Source organism: Pedobacter sp. KBS0701, from assembly GCF_005938645.2.
Classification (GTDB): Bacteria; Bacteroidota; Bacteroidia; order Sphingobacteriales; family Sphingobacteriaceae; genus Pedobacter.
Genome location: NZ_CP042171.1, coordinates 3,816,929 through 3,832,444, shown reverse-complemented (window position 1 = coordinate 3,832,444; position 15,516 = coordinate 3,816,929). Strand labels below are relative to the sequence as shown.

Genomic DNA, 15,516 nt, shown 5'->3' with positions numbered 1-15,516 from the left:
GATGAATCCGACCAGCAATTAACTTTTTATTTAAATCCTCTCGGATTGGCAACGTTGAAGTAATCGAAATCTTCAGTACTGTTATTGGTGTCTTTCAGGATAATCCTACCATTTATCGTTTTTTCTGTTTTCCTGACTACAGATTGTGAAGTATATGAACCAAGTGGTACAAAGGTAAAACCAGCATCAAGGGTTGCTCCAAATTTTTTCGGGATACGGTCAGTTGCTTCATTAGGTTGCACTTCTACAGCATCAATGATCCATTTTGCTGGTATTTGATAGTATTTTCCCGCTGATGATGATGGCGTGGCTTTGGTAGGATAGTTATATTGCGGCCAGTTTTTCGGCTTTTGCGTACCATCAACTTTCACTAATACATACCCATACCTCCCGGGATTATCAAATATCATATCAGTACCGAAGTATGACAGTACTTCAAGATTTGGCACACTGGCATTGTCGATGTCAGAAGCTAAGGGTTTGCTCAAAAATGGTGCATAATAAGCTTCGAAATCAGCTTTACTTAAATCAACGGTTAAACTAGGATTTAATACCGTAATTGCTTTTCCATCTACTCCAGTAAACGGACTTTTGTGGTTAACTGCGGTTTGGGCAACCACAATACTCTTACCTGGCTCAACAGGGTGCTGTTTTCCGGTTCCAGGGATCATGAATAATGCACGTGCATATACATAATCATTATTAGCGTCAATATCAGTAGGCATATTTTGTGATTTATTCCAGTCTAATTGCCCGCTTGGCAACAAATTATATGATCCGGATGTGCTTTTAGTGATTAATCCGGTCGTTTCTGCAAAGTATAAACTGTCGGCATAAAGTGTTTTATCACTATTGTTGTAAAACTCAATAAATTGATCCCTGTAAAGCGCTCCATTTACACGATCTGATCCTGCAAAATAGATCTGTTTGATCACCCAGTCGCCAAGACTGCCCGCAATCAGGTTTAAGTTGATGGTTTCAGAGAAGCCTACAGTAATCTGCTTATTTTTTAAGGAAGCATTAAATGTAACTGCTTTTTCCGTAACTGTTCCTGTGATAGTGGAATACTCAGCTGCGCTAAAGTTGGAGGAAGCGTCGATGTCGTAAAATCCAGGTGATAACTTAGAAATCAGAATAACACCTTTATCATTTACAGTAAATTCCTGCACAGTTCTGGTCTCAATATTGGTAATTTTAAGTTTAGCAATATTAAGCGGTAGCGTATAGCCACTGGTTGCCAGTTTGTAATTAATTTTGATATTTAAATCAACAGGCTCAATCTCGGTTGAGTTGTTTTTTTTACATGCCGCGAAGGGAAAGATAACTAGAAACAGGTAAAGGTACTTTTTCATGACTTTGAAAATTAGAGTTTTAAGGATATTTCTGCGCCAAATGATGGAGCAGAATTGGGATAAGTATATGTGCCGGATGAGCTGATGTAATAAGGCTGATAATTGAAAACATTAAATACATTAAAAGAGAACCTCAGCCTTTTCTTGATTTCTTTTGAAAGAGATAAGTGGAAGTTCGGAACAATTTTAGGCATATTGTCTTTATTAACTTCTGATAACGGTTTAAATAATTGCCCGTAATCTGGGTTTGAAGCATCAAAGTTGGTGATGGTAACATACTTGCCATTATTGGTGATGTAGGCAAATGGAATACCCGAATTAGGCGATTCAATTGATTTTTGGGCAATTGAAAAATCTGCAATAAAGCTAATCACAAGGCTAATCTTCGGAATGTGTGTAGCAGAACTGATACGGCCGTTACTTAAGTAAGAAATTCTTTTAAGTGGTTCATAAAAGCCAACTTTTGCATAATCATCTCGTGTGATGGTTTGATCGGAGGTGTTACCCAATCGTGGACTATTGGTTTGATAATTCGTTCTGAAAATACCACCACTGATGTTAAAGGATGTGGAAATGGCTTTAATTTGAGGTGTATTTAAGATCAGTTCTAGACCCTGGTTGTCAGAGCTTAGGTCGTTATCAAACCTATGGTACACAAAATAATAATTCTTGGTTCCGTTTGTGGTAATTAGTGGTTTCTGACCGGGTTGCGGAACCACGTTGTATGTGGGTAATGTTACAATAACAGGTGTAGCAATAGTACCAATTCCATTTCTCGAAAGTTTGCTAAACAAACTGAGTGAAAGATTGAAATCTTTAATTTTAACCTGTGAGCTTAATTCAATGGTTTGGCTATATGCTGATTTCAGATTTTCTGAATGATGATCGTAACGGTTTACGTATACTAAGTAAGTGCTTTCTAAGGCACTGCTATTGTTGTATGAATTGACTAAAGGAATTTCGTAATAAGTTGGCCCCGGAAAGCGTTGCGCAAGCGCCGGCGATTTAAACGAAAGCCCGTATGCCAAACCAATCTTTACCGACTTACTGAGAGCGTAATTTAAGTTAAGCCTTGGCGAAAATGATGGTAAGGCATTTTGAAGATCGTACCTTAAGCCCGCCCTTACATTCAATTCTTTTTTAAATAGCGGGAGTTTAAACATGTCTTCGGCGTATAAACCAATATTGTTTTGTGGAACCGCCAGGTTAAAATCGTAGTACCTTTCAGAACGAGATGGGCTTAACGAGGTTGTAGTAATGGCCGTCCCAAATCTTGGTCTATTTGGGTCGAGTACCTGTCCTAAACCATTATTAGCGCCATAATCGTAACTCGCACCAAAATTTAAAAAATGGGTAACACTTCTTGTTCTAAAATCTGCATTCAAATCAAGTTTTGCTGAAGCATTAACAGGCCTGCCATCAATCAGGGTTTGGGCTGTATAAATTCCCCTTACATAAGCACCCTCGAATATGCCCGTTGAAGTCGCATCGGAGATAATTACATAAGGCTCGTTTTTAAATTCTTCTTTATAGGTTACCTGATGGCCTTCTGAATAGCGTAAATTAATCGAAATGTTTTTCAGAAAATTATGGTTCACACGGTATGAACTTCTGTTGCTTACACTGAAATTCCAGCTGTCGAACCTCATCAGTGCTTTTTTAATATCATCTGGGTCGCTTTTTACCCCATCCAGATTTTTTCCGTAATCAAGGCTTAGGGTGTTCTTTAATCTGGCTTCCCGGCCAAAAGTATTAGAATACATTAAATTGCTGTTAATCCGCTTATAAGCTTTTAGCCTATCACGGTTGTCAGCATAAGAATTTACATAGTTTAGTCCAACATTTATAGCACCAGCCTTAGGGGAGATTTTAAAACCTTGAGAATAGCCGTAAGATGTGGCATCATTTCGGAGTTGCATGCGAAGATATCCTGGTGCTTTTCCTGCCTGCCTTTCCACAATAACTGCTCCGTCACTTAAATCTCCATATTTGGCGGGTGCAACTCCCGAAATCACCTCAATACTTTCAATATTATCTACAGGGACCTGCCTTAAATCGGTTCCTCCAAAAGCATAATCACCTGAGTAAGCTGTTCCTCTAGAACCATTTAACCCGTAACCTTCTGATGATAATAATGAATTGCCGGCCCCAAGCATACCTGGATTGTAACTCTGCATATTCATATTGTTGCTAATGGCATTACCATCAACAATAATGGCTACACCGAAAGCATTGCTAAGTTCAAATTGGCCTCTTTGATCGGTGGTGGGTTCGAATGAAGATCGCAGGTTTATGGTTTGCACGCGCTGTAGAGAGGGGGCTACAATTTTTCTGTTCGGTATCTGGTTCAGTAAATCGCTTATACTCAAAGCTGGGGTTTGCTCAATAACATCTCTTGACATAATTAAAGAAGAGTTTGACTGCCCTTCATAATTGCGTTTTGCATTAATATCGATGGTTTCCAGACTTAAATTCAGTTCTTTTAAAACAATATTGCCCACATTAACATCACCAGCAAAAATTTTAATGTCTTTTGTTAAACGCTGATAACTAATAAAAGAAAATTCAAAAGTTAAAGTCGTATTGGTTAAATTGCTTAGGTTGAATTTAAAAGTCCCATCTTCAGTAGTGGTTCCATATTGATTAGTTTCGATAATTTTGATATTTGCAGAGGGGATAGGCCGGTTGTTTACGTCAACCACTTTTCCGGTAACAACGCTCTTGATTTGCGCCAGCGCACTGCCACAGATCGATAAGAATAATAAGGATATGTAAATTTGTTTCAATTTAGACTAAATCATAATAATGCTGCAAAAGTGTTAATTTTAACTCTGGTTTGCAAGTTATTTAGAATTATTCTAATTAATCATACAGGTTTTTAACTCGGGAAATGCAGTGATAGTCTATTTGTATCATCTGTCAGATAAAACTCATCATCACAAAAGAAAACACTTTTGTTTAGGTTGTAATGGTTTAAAAGGATAACTTTGCGGCTTCAAACCCACACAATGAGTGATCAGATAAAACACGAATGCGGAATCGCTTTTATTCGCCTGTTAAAACCACTTTCTTACTACCAGCAAAAGTACGGTACAGCACTTTACGGCCTTAACAAATTATACCTTTTAATGGAGAAACAGCATAACCGGGGCCAGGATGGCGCAGGTATTGCCACCATTAAGCTGGATATGAAACCGGGCAGTAGGTACATTAGCCGATACCGGAGCATGGCATCAAATGCGGTAGCTGATATCTTCGAATATGTACAGAACAAATTTGTTGATATACAGGAAAATACCCCTGAATTAATGCAGGATACAGAATGGCTCAAAAACAACGTAAGCTTTATCGGCGAGGTGTTAATGGGCCATTTGCGTTATGGTACACATGGTAAAAACAGCATCGAAAATTGTCACCCTTTTTTAAGGCAAAACAACTGGATGACGCGTAACCTCGTAATTGCGGGTAACTTCAACATGACGAATGTAGATGAGTTATTGGAGCAATTGTACGAGTTAGGTCAGCACCCAAAAGAAAAAGCAGATACTGTTACGGTATTGGAAAAAATCGGTCACTTTTTAGATGATGAAAACCAGGAACTTTTCGATCAGTATAAAAAAGAAGGGCACGATAACGTTGCGATTACACACAAAATATCTGATAACTTAGATATTGCCAATATCCTTCGCCGTTCGGCCAAAACATGGGATGGAGGTTATTCGATCTGTGGTATGGTAGGTAATGGCGATTCGTTCATTATGCGCGATCCGGCAGGTATCCGTCCGGCGTATTACTATTATGATGATGAGATTGTTGTAGCGGCATCTGAAAGGCCAGCTTTACAAACTGCATTTAATATTCAGTTTAAAGATGTTAAAGAGATCGATCCTGGTCATGCTTTAATAATTAAGAAAAATGGCGAGGTGAGCATGGAGCAATTCCGTGAGCCTACCGAAAGGTTATCTTGCTCATTCGAGCGTATCTATTTCTCAAAAGGAAGTGATGTAGAAATTTACCGTGAGCGTAAACAGTTGGGCCGTTTATTGAGTGATAAAATTCTTCAGGCAGTTAATTACGATTTAAAAAATACAGTATTTTCATTTATTCCGAATACGGCTGAAGTTGCCTTTTTTGGAATGGTTGATGGCGTTCAGCAATATGTGCGCAGGCACCAGAAAGATATACTTTTACATAAGAAAGAAACACTAACAGATCAGCAGCTTGAAGACTTACTGTCTTTAGCACCTCGCGTAGAAAAGCTGGCCGTTAAGGATGTAAAGCTAAGAACGTTCATTACCCAGGATGCTGACCGTAGTGAAATGGTGGCGCACGTTTACGATACTACTTATGGTATTATCAATAACCACCAGGATACTTTAGTCGCACTTGATGACTCGATTGTACGTGGTACTACCTTAAAGCAGAGTATCATTAAAATTGTGGACCGTTTGCACCCTAAGAAAATCATTATTGTTTCTTCAGCACCTCAGATCCGTTACCCTGATTGTTATGGTATCGATATGAGCAGGATGGGACAGTTTGTAGCTTTCGATGCGGCTATTCAACTGTTAACGGAGCGTGGTATGTGGCAGGTGATAGAAGATGTTTACACGAAATGTAAGGCTTCGTTACTTTTACCTAAAGAGGAAATTGTAAACCACGTTAAGGAAATTTATAAACCCTTCACGCCTGAAGAAATTTCAGCTAAAATTGCACAGATCATTACCCCAAAAGGTACTGTTGCTGAGGTTGAAGTCATTTACCAAAGTTTAGAGAACCTGCATGAAGCTTGTCCGAAAAACAAAGGTGACTGGTATTTCTCAGGAAATTACCCTACACCAGGCGGTAATAAAGTGGTTAATAAAGCTTTTGTTAACTGGAAAGAAGGAAATAACCAAAGGGCTTATTAGTCCCTGAATCCCCTGTGGGGGACTTAAATAACAGATAGCTCATAGTAATATGGGCTATTTTTTTTGCGCATACATTTCACCACAAATGCAGGAAGGCATAAAGAAGGTTTGTGCATTTTTTTCCGCTCCGTGGTTCATGTCCCCGCGAACCACTAACATAGGTTCATCCTCCATGCCATCAATCGTAATCTTTGATTTAGATATCTTATCTGGTCAAAATGATAACTCTATTTTTTGTTCCCGCAGATTAAACAGATTAAAACGCAGATTTTTATATATAGTTCGTACCCTCATTGATCGCTCATGTTACATTCTTTTTGGCGTTGTTGCTCTTGCCTCCTAAACCTGACATTCGCGGAAAGCCCGGAGGCAAATTCTTCATTTGCCGAGGACTTGCAGCATTGGCAGGACTAACAACAATAGTTATACTGCACCTGCTTTTCTAAAAATATTTAACCACCTAAGACATGTAAGCGCATCTAAGTTGGGGAAGCAATATATTATGCGTAAAACTTCAGATAGGTTTTAATAATAAGCCAGAAGGCAAAAAAGATAATCACTACACCTGCAATTTTATTCAGTTTCTTAAGCGCATCTTCTTTTATTTTATACCGGAGCTTGCTCGAGTAAAAACTCTTAGCGCCATCAATACTGAGTTGTGTGGCCATGGCAATAAAAAAGCAGACTAATTTCTCATTAAGCATATTGTTGAGCTTAACGGAAATAATACCGCTCACAATAATCCAGAACATGAGGGTAGAAGGAGTGAGGATGCACATTAAAAAACCTTTAAGCACATAACCCCGTTTACTCACTTTTTGTAGTGTGGTACTATCATAATGCACGGTGATTTTAGAAACCAGGTAATAAATACCAACGGCAAGTAAAAATATACCGCCAATACTGCCTACGTATTTATCAAATTCGGCTTTATAATCGACAAACTGACTACCAAAAAGAACCAGACCTATCAAGATCACATCACTAATAATTACACCAACAGCTAAAGAAAAACCAGCTTTGAAACCCCTTTCTATGCTGGTTTTAATCATTGCAAAAAAAACCGGCCCTGTTAAAAACGACGAAATAATCCCTGCTCCTATACCTAGTAATATGGCTTCAAACATGCATTGTGTTGTTTAGAATATGCGAATATGCAATTTTATACCTAAACATATAACATTTATTTTTGTTGCATAGGTTGCATAAAAATACTGATTATTAGCTTTTTTTTATTTATGTTTAGCCCCAATAAAACTAGATTTATAATATGAATTCAGAACAAACGCAAACCAAGTGGGCGCAGTTTATCCCACTGGTCACTGTATTCTTCTTTTGGGGCTTTGTAGCCGCCAGTAATGACATTCTCATCCCGGTATTTAAAAAGGCTTTTGATTTATCGCAGGCCGAAAGTCAGCTGGTTTCGCTGGCATTTTACATTGCTTACACGGTGGGTGCTTTAATTTATAATGGTATTTCTGTTTTAATAGGACAAGATATTGTAAACAAACTGGGCTATAAAAATTCGTTGGCACTGGGTTTGGTTATTTCCGCACTTGGGACCTTGTTATTTTATCCGGCGGCAAACCTGCACTCATTTCCTTTAATGCTTTCGGGTTTATTTATTGTGGCACTGGGTTTCTCGTTACAACAAACGGTAGCTAATCCTTTAGCAATTGCCCTGGGCCCGATTAAAACCGGTTCGCAGCGTTTAACACTTGCCGGAGGTATTAATAACTTTGGTACAACCATTGGGCCGCTTATTGTAAGTTTCGCCATTTTTGGTTCTGCTGCAAACGCCAATACCAACATCAGCGTAGAAAGCGTTAAAATTCCTTATTTAATATTGGGAGTAGCTTTTATTGCAGTAGCAATTTTCTTAAAAATGTCATCTTTACCTGATAGACCTGCTTTGGTGGAAGCGTCAGCAGATGATACTAAATCGATTAAGGGATCAGCTTTGCAATATCCACAATTGGTTTTGGGTATGATTGCTATTTTTGTTTACGTAGGTGTTGAGGTATCAACCGCGAGTAATTTGCCTGCTTACATGGAAAAAGATCTTGGTTTTGCCATTAAAGATATTGCTCCTTATATCTCGTTATACTGGGCTAGTATGATGATTGGGCGTTGGACAGGTGCTGTTGAAGCTTTTACTGATAATATCAGCACACAAAAAGTATTGCGTTTTATTGCACCATATTTAGCTTTTGGTATTTTCTTAGCTGTTAACGCCATTGCGAAACATGATTTGGCTCCATTTTATGTATATGCATTGATTATTCTGGTATTAATTGCTGCTGATATGGCGAGTAAAGGTAATCCTGCCAGAATGTTATTGATTTTTTCGGCAATTGGTATTACTGCATTGTTAATCGGAATGTTTACTAAAGGAATGGTAAGTGTTTATGCTATTACCAGTGTAGGTTTATTCTGTAGTACATTATGGCCTTGTATTTTTACTTTAGCTGTAAGTGGCTTGGGTAAGCACACCAGTCAGGGAAGTAGTTTCCTGATCATGATGATTATGGGCGGTGGTATCATTAGCTGGGCGCAGGGTGCAGTATCAGAGTTTACAGGTATTCAACACAGTTACATCGTAGGAATCATTTGTTTTGCTTACCTGGCATTTTATGCCTGGAAAGTGGCATCAATATTAAGATCACAAGGAATTAACTTCGACCAGAAAATTTCTGGCGGACATTAATTTTTAATAAAGTAATTTAGCAGCCACAAAGATGAATTTCTTTGTGGCTTTTTTGATTTTTATATGGCAGATAAACCAAGTTTCGATTCGATATTTATGAACCTTGCCACCGATCTGGCAGCCCGTTCGCATTGCGTACGTGCCCATGTTGGTGCAGTGTTAACAAAAGATACCCGCATTATTTCTATTGGCTATAATGGACCACCGGCCGGCACGCACAATTGCGATGAGGAATGGCCAGAGCATGGTTGCGCACGCGATAGTAAGGGAAGCTGTTCATTGGCGTTACATGCAGAAGAAAATGCAATCCTCTATGCCTCAAAAAATGGATCTAAAATAGAAGGTTGTACTTTATATACAACGCTATCTCCCTGTATTGCCTGCGCAAGGTTGATTTTATCTTCAGGAATTAAATTGGTGTATTATTCTAAATCGTATGCAGCTTATAAAGGTTTGCCTAGCGACGAGGGTGTAGATTTTTTACGGAAGTTTGGTGTTGAGGTCGTTTTGATCGAATCGTAGAGGTTTATTGGTTCATGAGTCATTAGTTCATTAGTTGCTGCAAATCGTATATCAGCAAACGAAGTTTAGATCTAAAAACATAAGTCAATTTCAACTTGACAACTTGACAAGTTTTGTTTATATTTGATTATAAATCTATTAGCTATGAAAACAATGTCGGTTGGGGAATTTAAAGCTCACTTTTCTGAAGTACTTGAAGATGTTAAGGCAGGTATTGGTATTGCCGTAACTTATGGTAGAAAGAAAGAAGTTATTGGTTATTTTCTTCCGGAATCTGGCAAAAATAAAGGTAAAAGAAAATTAGGCCCTTTAGAAGGAAAAGCTCAGGTGATTTTCAATGACGATTTTGCCATGACAGATGAAGAACTTTTAGGGTTATGATTTATTTGTTAGATACTCATGTGTTTTTATGGGCAATAATTGATACAAAAAGACTTTCAAACGAAGCAATATCTATTATTGAAAATAATGAAAATACAATTCTTGTAAGCGCCATCAGCCTTTGGGAAATATCTTTAAAATATGCACTTGGTAAACTTAATCTTATAGGGTTAGAGCCTAATGAATTGTCGAGCCAAGCAAAAGATTTGGGCTTTGACTTAATGCCGGTTTCACCAGAGTTGGCAGCAAGTCATTATAAATTAAATGCCATCTGGCATAAAGATCCATTTGACAGGATGTTAATATGGCAGGCCATTCAGAATGATATTACTTTAATCAGCAAAGATGAAAATATTAATAAATACCAATCAGCAGGTTTAAAGATTATCTGGTAATTTTCTACTTTGTTTTTGTTCTGTTAATTTTTTAAAAAAGATTAATTAACGCCAAACACTATGCGCTAAGCGTCAAACTTTTTCCTTCAAAAATCTCAAATCTCCCCTCTCAAATCTCATATCTAATTGGTACCTTTGCGGATGCAAGAAAAAATCATTATCGTCGATTTTGGTTCGCAATTTACACAACTCATCGCTCGTAGGGTTCGCGAACTAAATATTTACTGTGAAATATATCCATACAACAATCTTCCTGAGATTACAGATGACGTAAAAGGTGTTATCTTTTCGGGTAGCCCATACTCTGTTCGCCAGGAAGATGCGCCTCAAATTGATTTATCAAAATACCACTTAAAATATCCTTTACTGGCGGTTTGTTATGGCGCACAATATATTGCACAACATTCCGGTGGTGCAGTTCAGCCATCTTCAACACGCGAATATGGCCGTGCTAACCTGAATTTTGTAAACCAGGAGAATAAATTATTTAAAGGCATCAACATCGATTCGCAAGTTTGGATGAGCCATGGCGATACCATTACCGATATTCCTGAAAATTTTGAACTGATTGCCAGTACAGACAGTGTTAAAGTTGCGGCTTACCACATTAAAGATTCTGATACTTATGCCATTCAGTTTCACCCTGAGGTAACGCATAGTATTGATGGGAAAATCCTTTTGGAAAATTTCTTAGTTGATATTTGCGGTTGCAGTCAGGATTGGACTTCAGCTGCATTTGTTGAAACTACAATTGCCGATATTAAAGCTACTGTAGGTAACGATAAAGTTGTTCTGGCACTTTCTGGTGGTGTTGACAGCAGTGTTGCTGCGGTACTTTTGCATAAAGCTATCGGCACAAACCTACACTGTATATTTGTTGATAATGGCTTATTACGTAAAAATGAATATGAAAGTGTTTTAGAGCAGTATAAAGATTTTGGCCTGAACATTAAAGGCGTTGATGCTAAAGATAAATTCTTAAGCCAGTTGGCCGGGGTAGAAGATCCTGAGCAAAAACGTAAAATCATTGGTCGTGTTTTTATCGAAGTTTTCGATGAAGAATCTCACCTTATTCAGGATGTTAAATGGCTGGCCCAAGGTACCATTTATCCTGACATCATCGAATCGGTTTCGGTTAAAGGTCCGTCGGCTACCATTAAATCGCACCACAACGTGGGTGGTTTGCCAGACTTTATGAAACTTAAAGTAGTAGAACCACTTAAAACTTTGTTTAAAGATGAAGTGAGAAGAGTAGGTACTGCCTTAGGCTTAGAATCGTTTATTTTAGGCCGTCACCCTTTCCCTGGACCAGGTTTAGGTATTCGCATTATTGGTGAGGTTACTGCAGAAAAAGTAGCTATCTTACAGGATGCTGATAAAATTTATATCGACAATTTAAAAGAAGCAGGTTTATATGATCAGGTATGGCAGGCAGGAGCCATCTTTTTGCCGGTTAGGTCTGTTGGTGTAATGGGTGATGAGCGTACCTATGAAAATGTAATTGCATTAAGAGCGGTTGAATCATTGGATGGAATGACTGCAGATTGGTGTCATTTGCCTTATCCGGTGTTGGCTAAAATCTCTAACGAAATCATCAATAAAGTTAAAGGGATTAACAGAGTGGTATATGATATCAGCTCTAAACCGCCAGCAACTATTGAGTGGGAATAATTCAGTTATAAGTTTTCGGTTTGGAGTTTTCAGTCCAAACTGCATAAAATAAGTGTGATGCTAGCAAGGTGGAATAAACTTTGCTAGCATATTTTGTTAAAAACGATAGGTATGAATGTTAAGAAGGTTTACGGATTGCTGGTTTTGTTTATGATAGTTTTGAGTGCTTGTTCGCCTAAAATCAGGACACCTAAGCCCGAAACGAATAAACCGGTTGAAAAAGAGAAACCTGCAGATAAAAAGCCTGTCAAAAAGTTTTCGCAGGCAAATGTTTCCCTGCTTGTTCCATTTAAATTGGATGAGCTGAATTTAAAAGCAGCTACAAAAGCCGATATCGAGAAGTATGCGATGCCTATTGATTTTTATCAGGGTTTTAAATTGGGGCTGGATTCTGCTGCCGCGCAAGGTTTAAATTTTAAACTTAATGTTTTTGATACGGAGGATGACAATGCACATATATCACTCTTGTACAAGAATGATCGTTTCAAACAAAGCAATTTAATCATTGGCCCCGTTTTTCCTGACGGATTAAAGTTTATCTCCAGTTATTCCAAAGAAAATAATGCAATCATTGTATCTCCATTGGCCGCCTCCGAACCTGCTGAGTTTAACAATCCAAATCTGGTATCGATTGTAAATAATATTGGCTTACATGGAAAAAAGATAGCCACATACATTGCTAAAAATTACAATCCAGCTAATACGATAGTGGTATTGATTAACCCTAAAAAAACAGAAGACGAGCAATTTGCAGCACCAATAAGGAACTATTTTCAAACCAATACCAAATTTATTGTGCAGGAGTATGCTTCGGCTTATGCCTTTGAAACAAGGATGATCAAAGGCAAACAATATGCGGTAGTGCTTACCTCCGCCGACCGGCCTTTTGTGCTCCCGACTATCGAAAAACTGTATAAATTAAAACATCTTCCGTCAGGTGGATATAACCTCTCGCTTTTTGGTCACCCGAACTGGGTTAAACAGAATTATCCTACCGATAAATTGCAAGATCTGAATACCATCATTAGTTCATCCTACAAAATAGACTATAAAAGTAGTGCCGTAATTACTTTTATCAAAAAATACCGCTATAAATATGGCTTTGAGCCTGGAGAATATGCTTTTAAAGGATTCGATGTTGGCTATTATTTTGGCAAACTACTGGTAACTTACGGCGAAGATTATAAAGATTATATTGTAAAGGATAAGTACAAAGGGCTGCATAATAATTTTTCATTTATCCATGATGAAAAATTAGGCTATATTAACACCAGTTTAATGCTGTTGAAGTTTAAAAACTTCGCTTTAAGCCCAGTTGAGTAATCTAAAATTTTTCTTCCATTTTAATATTGCATGAGAGCAGATCATCAGTTAAGAGCCTTTGAACAGATTTTAAATAGTTATGATGGAAGTTTGCCTTTACATCGCTTTCTGCCCGCTTATTTTAAACAGCATAAGCAAATGGGGTCGTCAGACAGGAGGTGGGCTACCCGCCATATTTACAGCTTTTTTAGATTAGGAAAAGCTTTACCAACGCTTCACAATGAAGTCCGTTTGAGTATTGCAGATTTTCTGTGCCACGATACTTTAAGCTTGCTGGTGGAGAAGAATTTACCAGATTTAAAGGAAAATATCACTTTGCCGCTCGGGGAAAAATTAGCGCTGATTAAAGTTAAATATCCTGACTTTAATATAGAAGAAGTTTATCCTTTCCATACAACGCTTTCTGACGACATTGATAAAGAAGCATTTTTTACTTCGTTCTTTAAACAACCCGATCTGTTTATCCGCGTGAAAACCGAAGATTCTGCAGCAATTATCTCTAAATTGGAAGGTGAAAGTATTGTAGTGAAAATGATTACTGATACTGCCCTGGCTTTACCCAATGGAACCAAGCTTGAAACCATTTTAAATGAGGGAAGTTATCAGGTTCAGGATTTATCTTCACAGCATACAGGTGAATATTTCAAACCAAATAAATGGGATAAATGGTGGGATTGCTGTGCCGCATCGGGTGGGAAAACCCTGCTTTTACATAGTTTGGAGCCAATTATCGAACTTTTGGTTTCTGATTTGCGCGAAAGTGTATTGTTAAACCTGGATGAGCGTTTCCGTTTAGCGGGAATCAGGAAATATCATAAAAAGGAAATCGATCTGTTGCAGAACAACGATCAGGTTTTGCACCATTATCAATTTGATGGCATTATCCTGGATGCACCTTGTACTGGTTCAGGAACCTGGGGAAGAACGCCTGAAATGCTTACTTTTTTCGAAGAACGTAAAATCAATCAGTTTGCAGGTATCCAAAAAATAATTGTGCAAAACGTGGTGAAATACTTAAAACCAGGTAAGCCATTAATTTACATTACCTGTTCTGCTTTTGCGCAAGAAAATGAAGCGGTTGTGCAGCATATACTTGATACACTTCCGTTAGAACTGGAAAAAATGGAACTGATAAAAGGTTATGAAAATAATGCGGATACGATGTTTGTAGCCAGGTTGATTAAGAAGAGTCAGGATTAACAGGATTAAAGGATTTTAAGATCTGTGAATATCTTCCCAGACCGTTATTCCCGTGCGGGCGGGAATCCTAATGCTTTAAGATTTCCAATCAAGTTGGAAATGACGAATCTATTTAAAAAATAGAAATCGATTCAATGCGTACTAAGTATGTTCAAACCAGGATCTGAAATTCCTTTTGACGTATTTCACCGCCTCGACTAAAACGGCGATGGCTCCAATAATTAAGGTATATTCTTCAAAGCTGTTCATGATGTAAGCTTTATGTTTAGATGAATATACGAAATTATTGTTACAAATTGATTGGAAGGGTTGTTATTTTGACAAGTACTTTCCTCCGTTCGTCGTCTTGCTGAACTTGTTTCAGCATCTTTTTTACTTATTGGACCCTGAAATAAATTCAGGGTGACGAATCTTTGAAATGATCCCTAAAGCCCTGTATTATTCCTGAACAATTTAATCGCAATGGCCAATAAAATTACGCCAAAAGCCTTACGTAAGATGTTTAAGCCTGATTTTCCGAAAAGTTTTTCCAGCCTGTTGGTGTTCTTTAGTACGAAATAAACAAATAACATGTTGAGTATTATGCCGACCAGGATATTCTGGGTATGGTATTCTGTTTTTAACGAAAGTAGGGTGGTCATGGTTCCAGCTCCGGCAATTAACGGGAAAGCCAATGGAACAATGGATACCGTTTCGGGTGCTTCTTCCTTAAAAATGGTTAATCCCAATACCATCTCCATTGCGATAAAAAAGATTACGAATGAGCCTGCAATAGCGAAAGATTCTACATCTAACCCGATTACCTTTAACAGCGATTCGCCAACAAATAGAAAGAGGATCATTAAACCTGCTGCCACTAGTGATGCTTTTTCCGATTCGATATGACCTGCTTTTCTACGTAATTCGATTACAACCGGAATGGCGCCTAAAATATCGATAATCGCAAAGAGCACCATCGTTGTTGATAGGATCTGGCTTAAGTTGAACGTCATAAAATCGAATTTCATAGCGGGACAATTTTAAGCAAAGGTAGCGGAATTTGTATCAATTCCTCA

12 protein-coding genes are annotated in these 15,516 nt (G+C 38.0%); 8 read left to right on the top strand and 4 right to left on the bottom strand.

Annotated elements, in window-relative coordinates:
- Nucleotides 1-26: 26 nt before the first annotated feature.
- A complete protein-coding gene (locus FFJ24_RS15410) occupies nt 27-1,352 on the bottom strand; it encodes a DUF4876 domain-containing protein (RefSeq protein ID WP_138818058.1) in 1,326 nt (441 codons plus the stop codon).
- Nucleotides 1,353-1,363: 11 nt separating this feature from the next.
- A complete protein-coding gene (locus FFJ24_RS15405) occupies nt 1,364-4,138 on the bottom strand; it encodes a TonB-dependent receptor domain-containing protein (RefSeq protein ID WP_138818057.1) in 2,775 nt (924 codons plus the stop codon).
- Nucleotides 4,139-4,360: 222 nt separating this feature from the next.
- On the opposite strand from FFJ24_RS15405, the gene FFJ24_RS15400 reads away from it, so the two are divergent.
- Complete coding sequence (locus FFJ24_RS15400; RefSeq protein WP_057932784.1) at nt 4,361-6,262, top strand: class II glutamine amidotransferase; 1,902 nt, start codon at nt 4,361-4,363, stop codon at nt 6,260-6,262.
- Nucleotides 6,263-6,762: 500 nt separating this feature from the next.
- Here FFJ24_RS15400 and FFJ24_RS15395 read toward each other — a convergent pair whose 3' ends face one another.
- On the bottom strand, nt 6,763-7,389 hold the full coding sequence (locus FFJ24_RS15395; RefSeq protein ID WP_138818056.1) for a LysE family translocator: 627 nt from the start codon (nt 7,387-7,389) through the stop codon (nt 6,763-6,765).
- A 143-nt stretch (nt 7,390-7,532) separates the two neighbouring features.
- On the opposite strand from FFJ24_RS15395, the gene FFJ24_RS15390 reads away from it, so the two are divergent.
- The 7 genes from FFJ24_RS15390 (at nt 7,533) to FFJ24_RS15360 (ending at nt 14,461) form a co-directional block, all read left to right on the top strand.
- Nucleotides 7,533-8,969, top strand: a complete 1,437-nt coding sequence (locus FFJ24_RS15390) for an MFS transporter (RefSeq protein WP_138818055.1) — start codon at nt 7,533-7,535, stop codon at nt 8,967-8,969.
- Between the two features lie 63 nt (nt 8,970-9,032).
- Nucleotides 9,033-9,491 (top strand): dCMP deaminase family protein, encoded by a 459-nt coding sequence (locus tag FFJ24_RS15385; RefSeq protein ID WP_138818054.1) that lies wholly within the window; start codon nt 9,033-9,035, stop codon nt 9,489-9,491.
- Between the two features lie 144 nt (nt 9,492-9,635).
- Nucleotides 9,636-9,872 (top strand): type II toxin-antitoxin system Phd/YefM family antitoxin, encoded by a 237-nt coding sequence (locus FFJ24_RS15380; RefSeq protein ID WP_025145669.1) that lies wholly within the window; start codon nt 9,636-9,638, stop codon nt 9,870-9,872.
- Nucleotides 9,869-10,267, top strand: coding sequence for a type II toxin-antitoxin system VapC family toxin (locus FFJ24_RS15375; protein WP_138818053.1), 399 nt, complete (start codon nt 9,869-9,871; stop codon nt 10,265-10,267). The genes FFJ24_RS15380 and FFJ24_RS15375 overlap by 4 nt, the downstream gene beginning before the upstream one ends.
- A 141-nt stretch (nt 10,268-10,408) precedes the next feature.
- Entirely contained in the window at nt 10,409-11,938 is a 1,530-nt protein-coding gene (guaA, locus tag FFJ24_RS15370) for a glutamine-hydrolyzing GMP synthase (protein WP_138818052.1), read from the top strand.
- Nucleotides 11,939-12,049: 111 nt separating this feature from the next.
- Nucleotides 12,050-13,261, top strand: coding sequence for an amino acid ABC transporter substrate-binding protein (locus tag FFJ24_RS15365; protein WP_138818051.1), 1,212 nt, complete (start codon nt 12,050-12,052; stop codon nt 13,259-13,261).
- Between the two features lie 30 nt (nt 13,262-13,291).
- Complete coding sequence (locus FFJ24_RS15360) at nt 13,292-14,461, top strand: RsmB/NOP family class I SAM-dependent RNA methyltransferase (protein ID WP_138818050.1); 1,170 nt, start codon at nt 13,292-13,294, stop codon at nt 14,459-14,461.
- Nucleotides 14,462-14,886: 425 nt separating this feature from the next.
- Here FFJ24_RS15360 and FFJ24_RS15355 read toward each other — a convergent pair whose 3' ends face one another.
- On the bottom strand, nt 14,887-15,453 hold the full coding sequence (locus FFJ24_RS15355; RefSeq protein WP_086549389.1) for a MarC family protein: 567 nt from the start codon (nt 15,451-15,453) through the stop codon (nt 14,887-14,889).
- Nucleotides 15,454-15,516 lie beyond the last annotated feature (63 nt).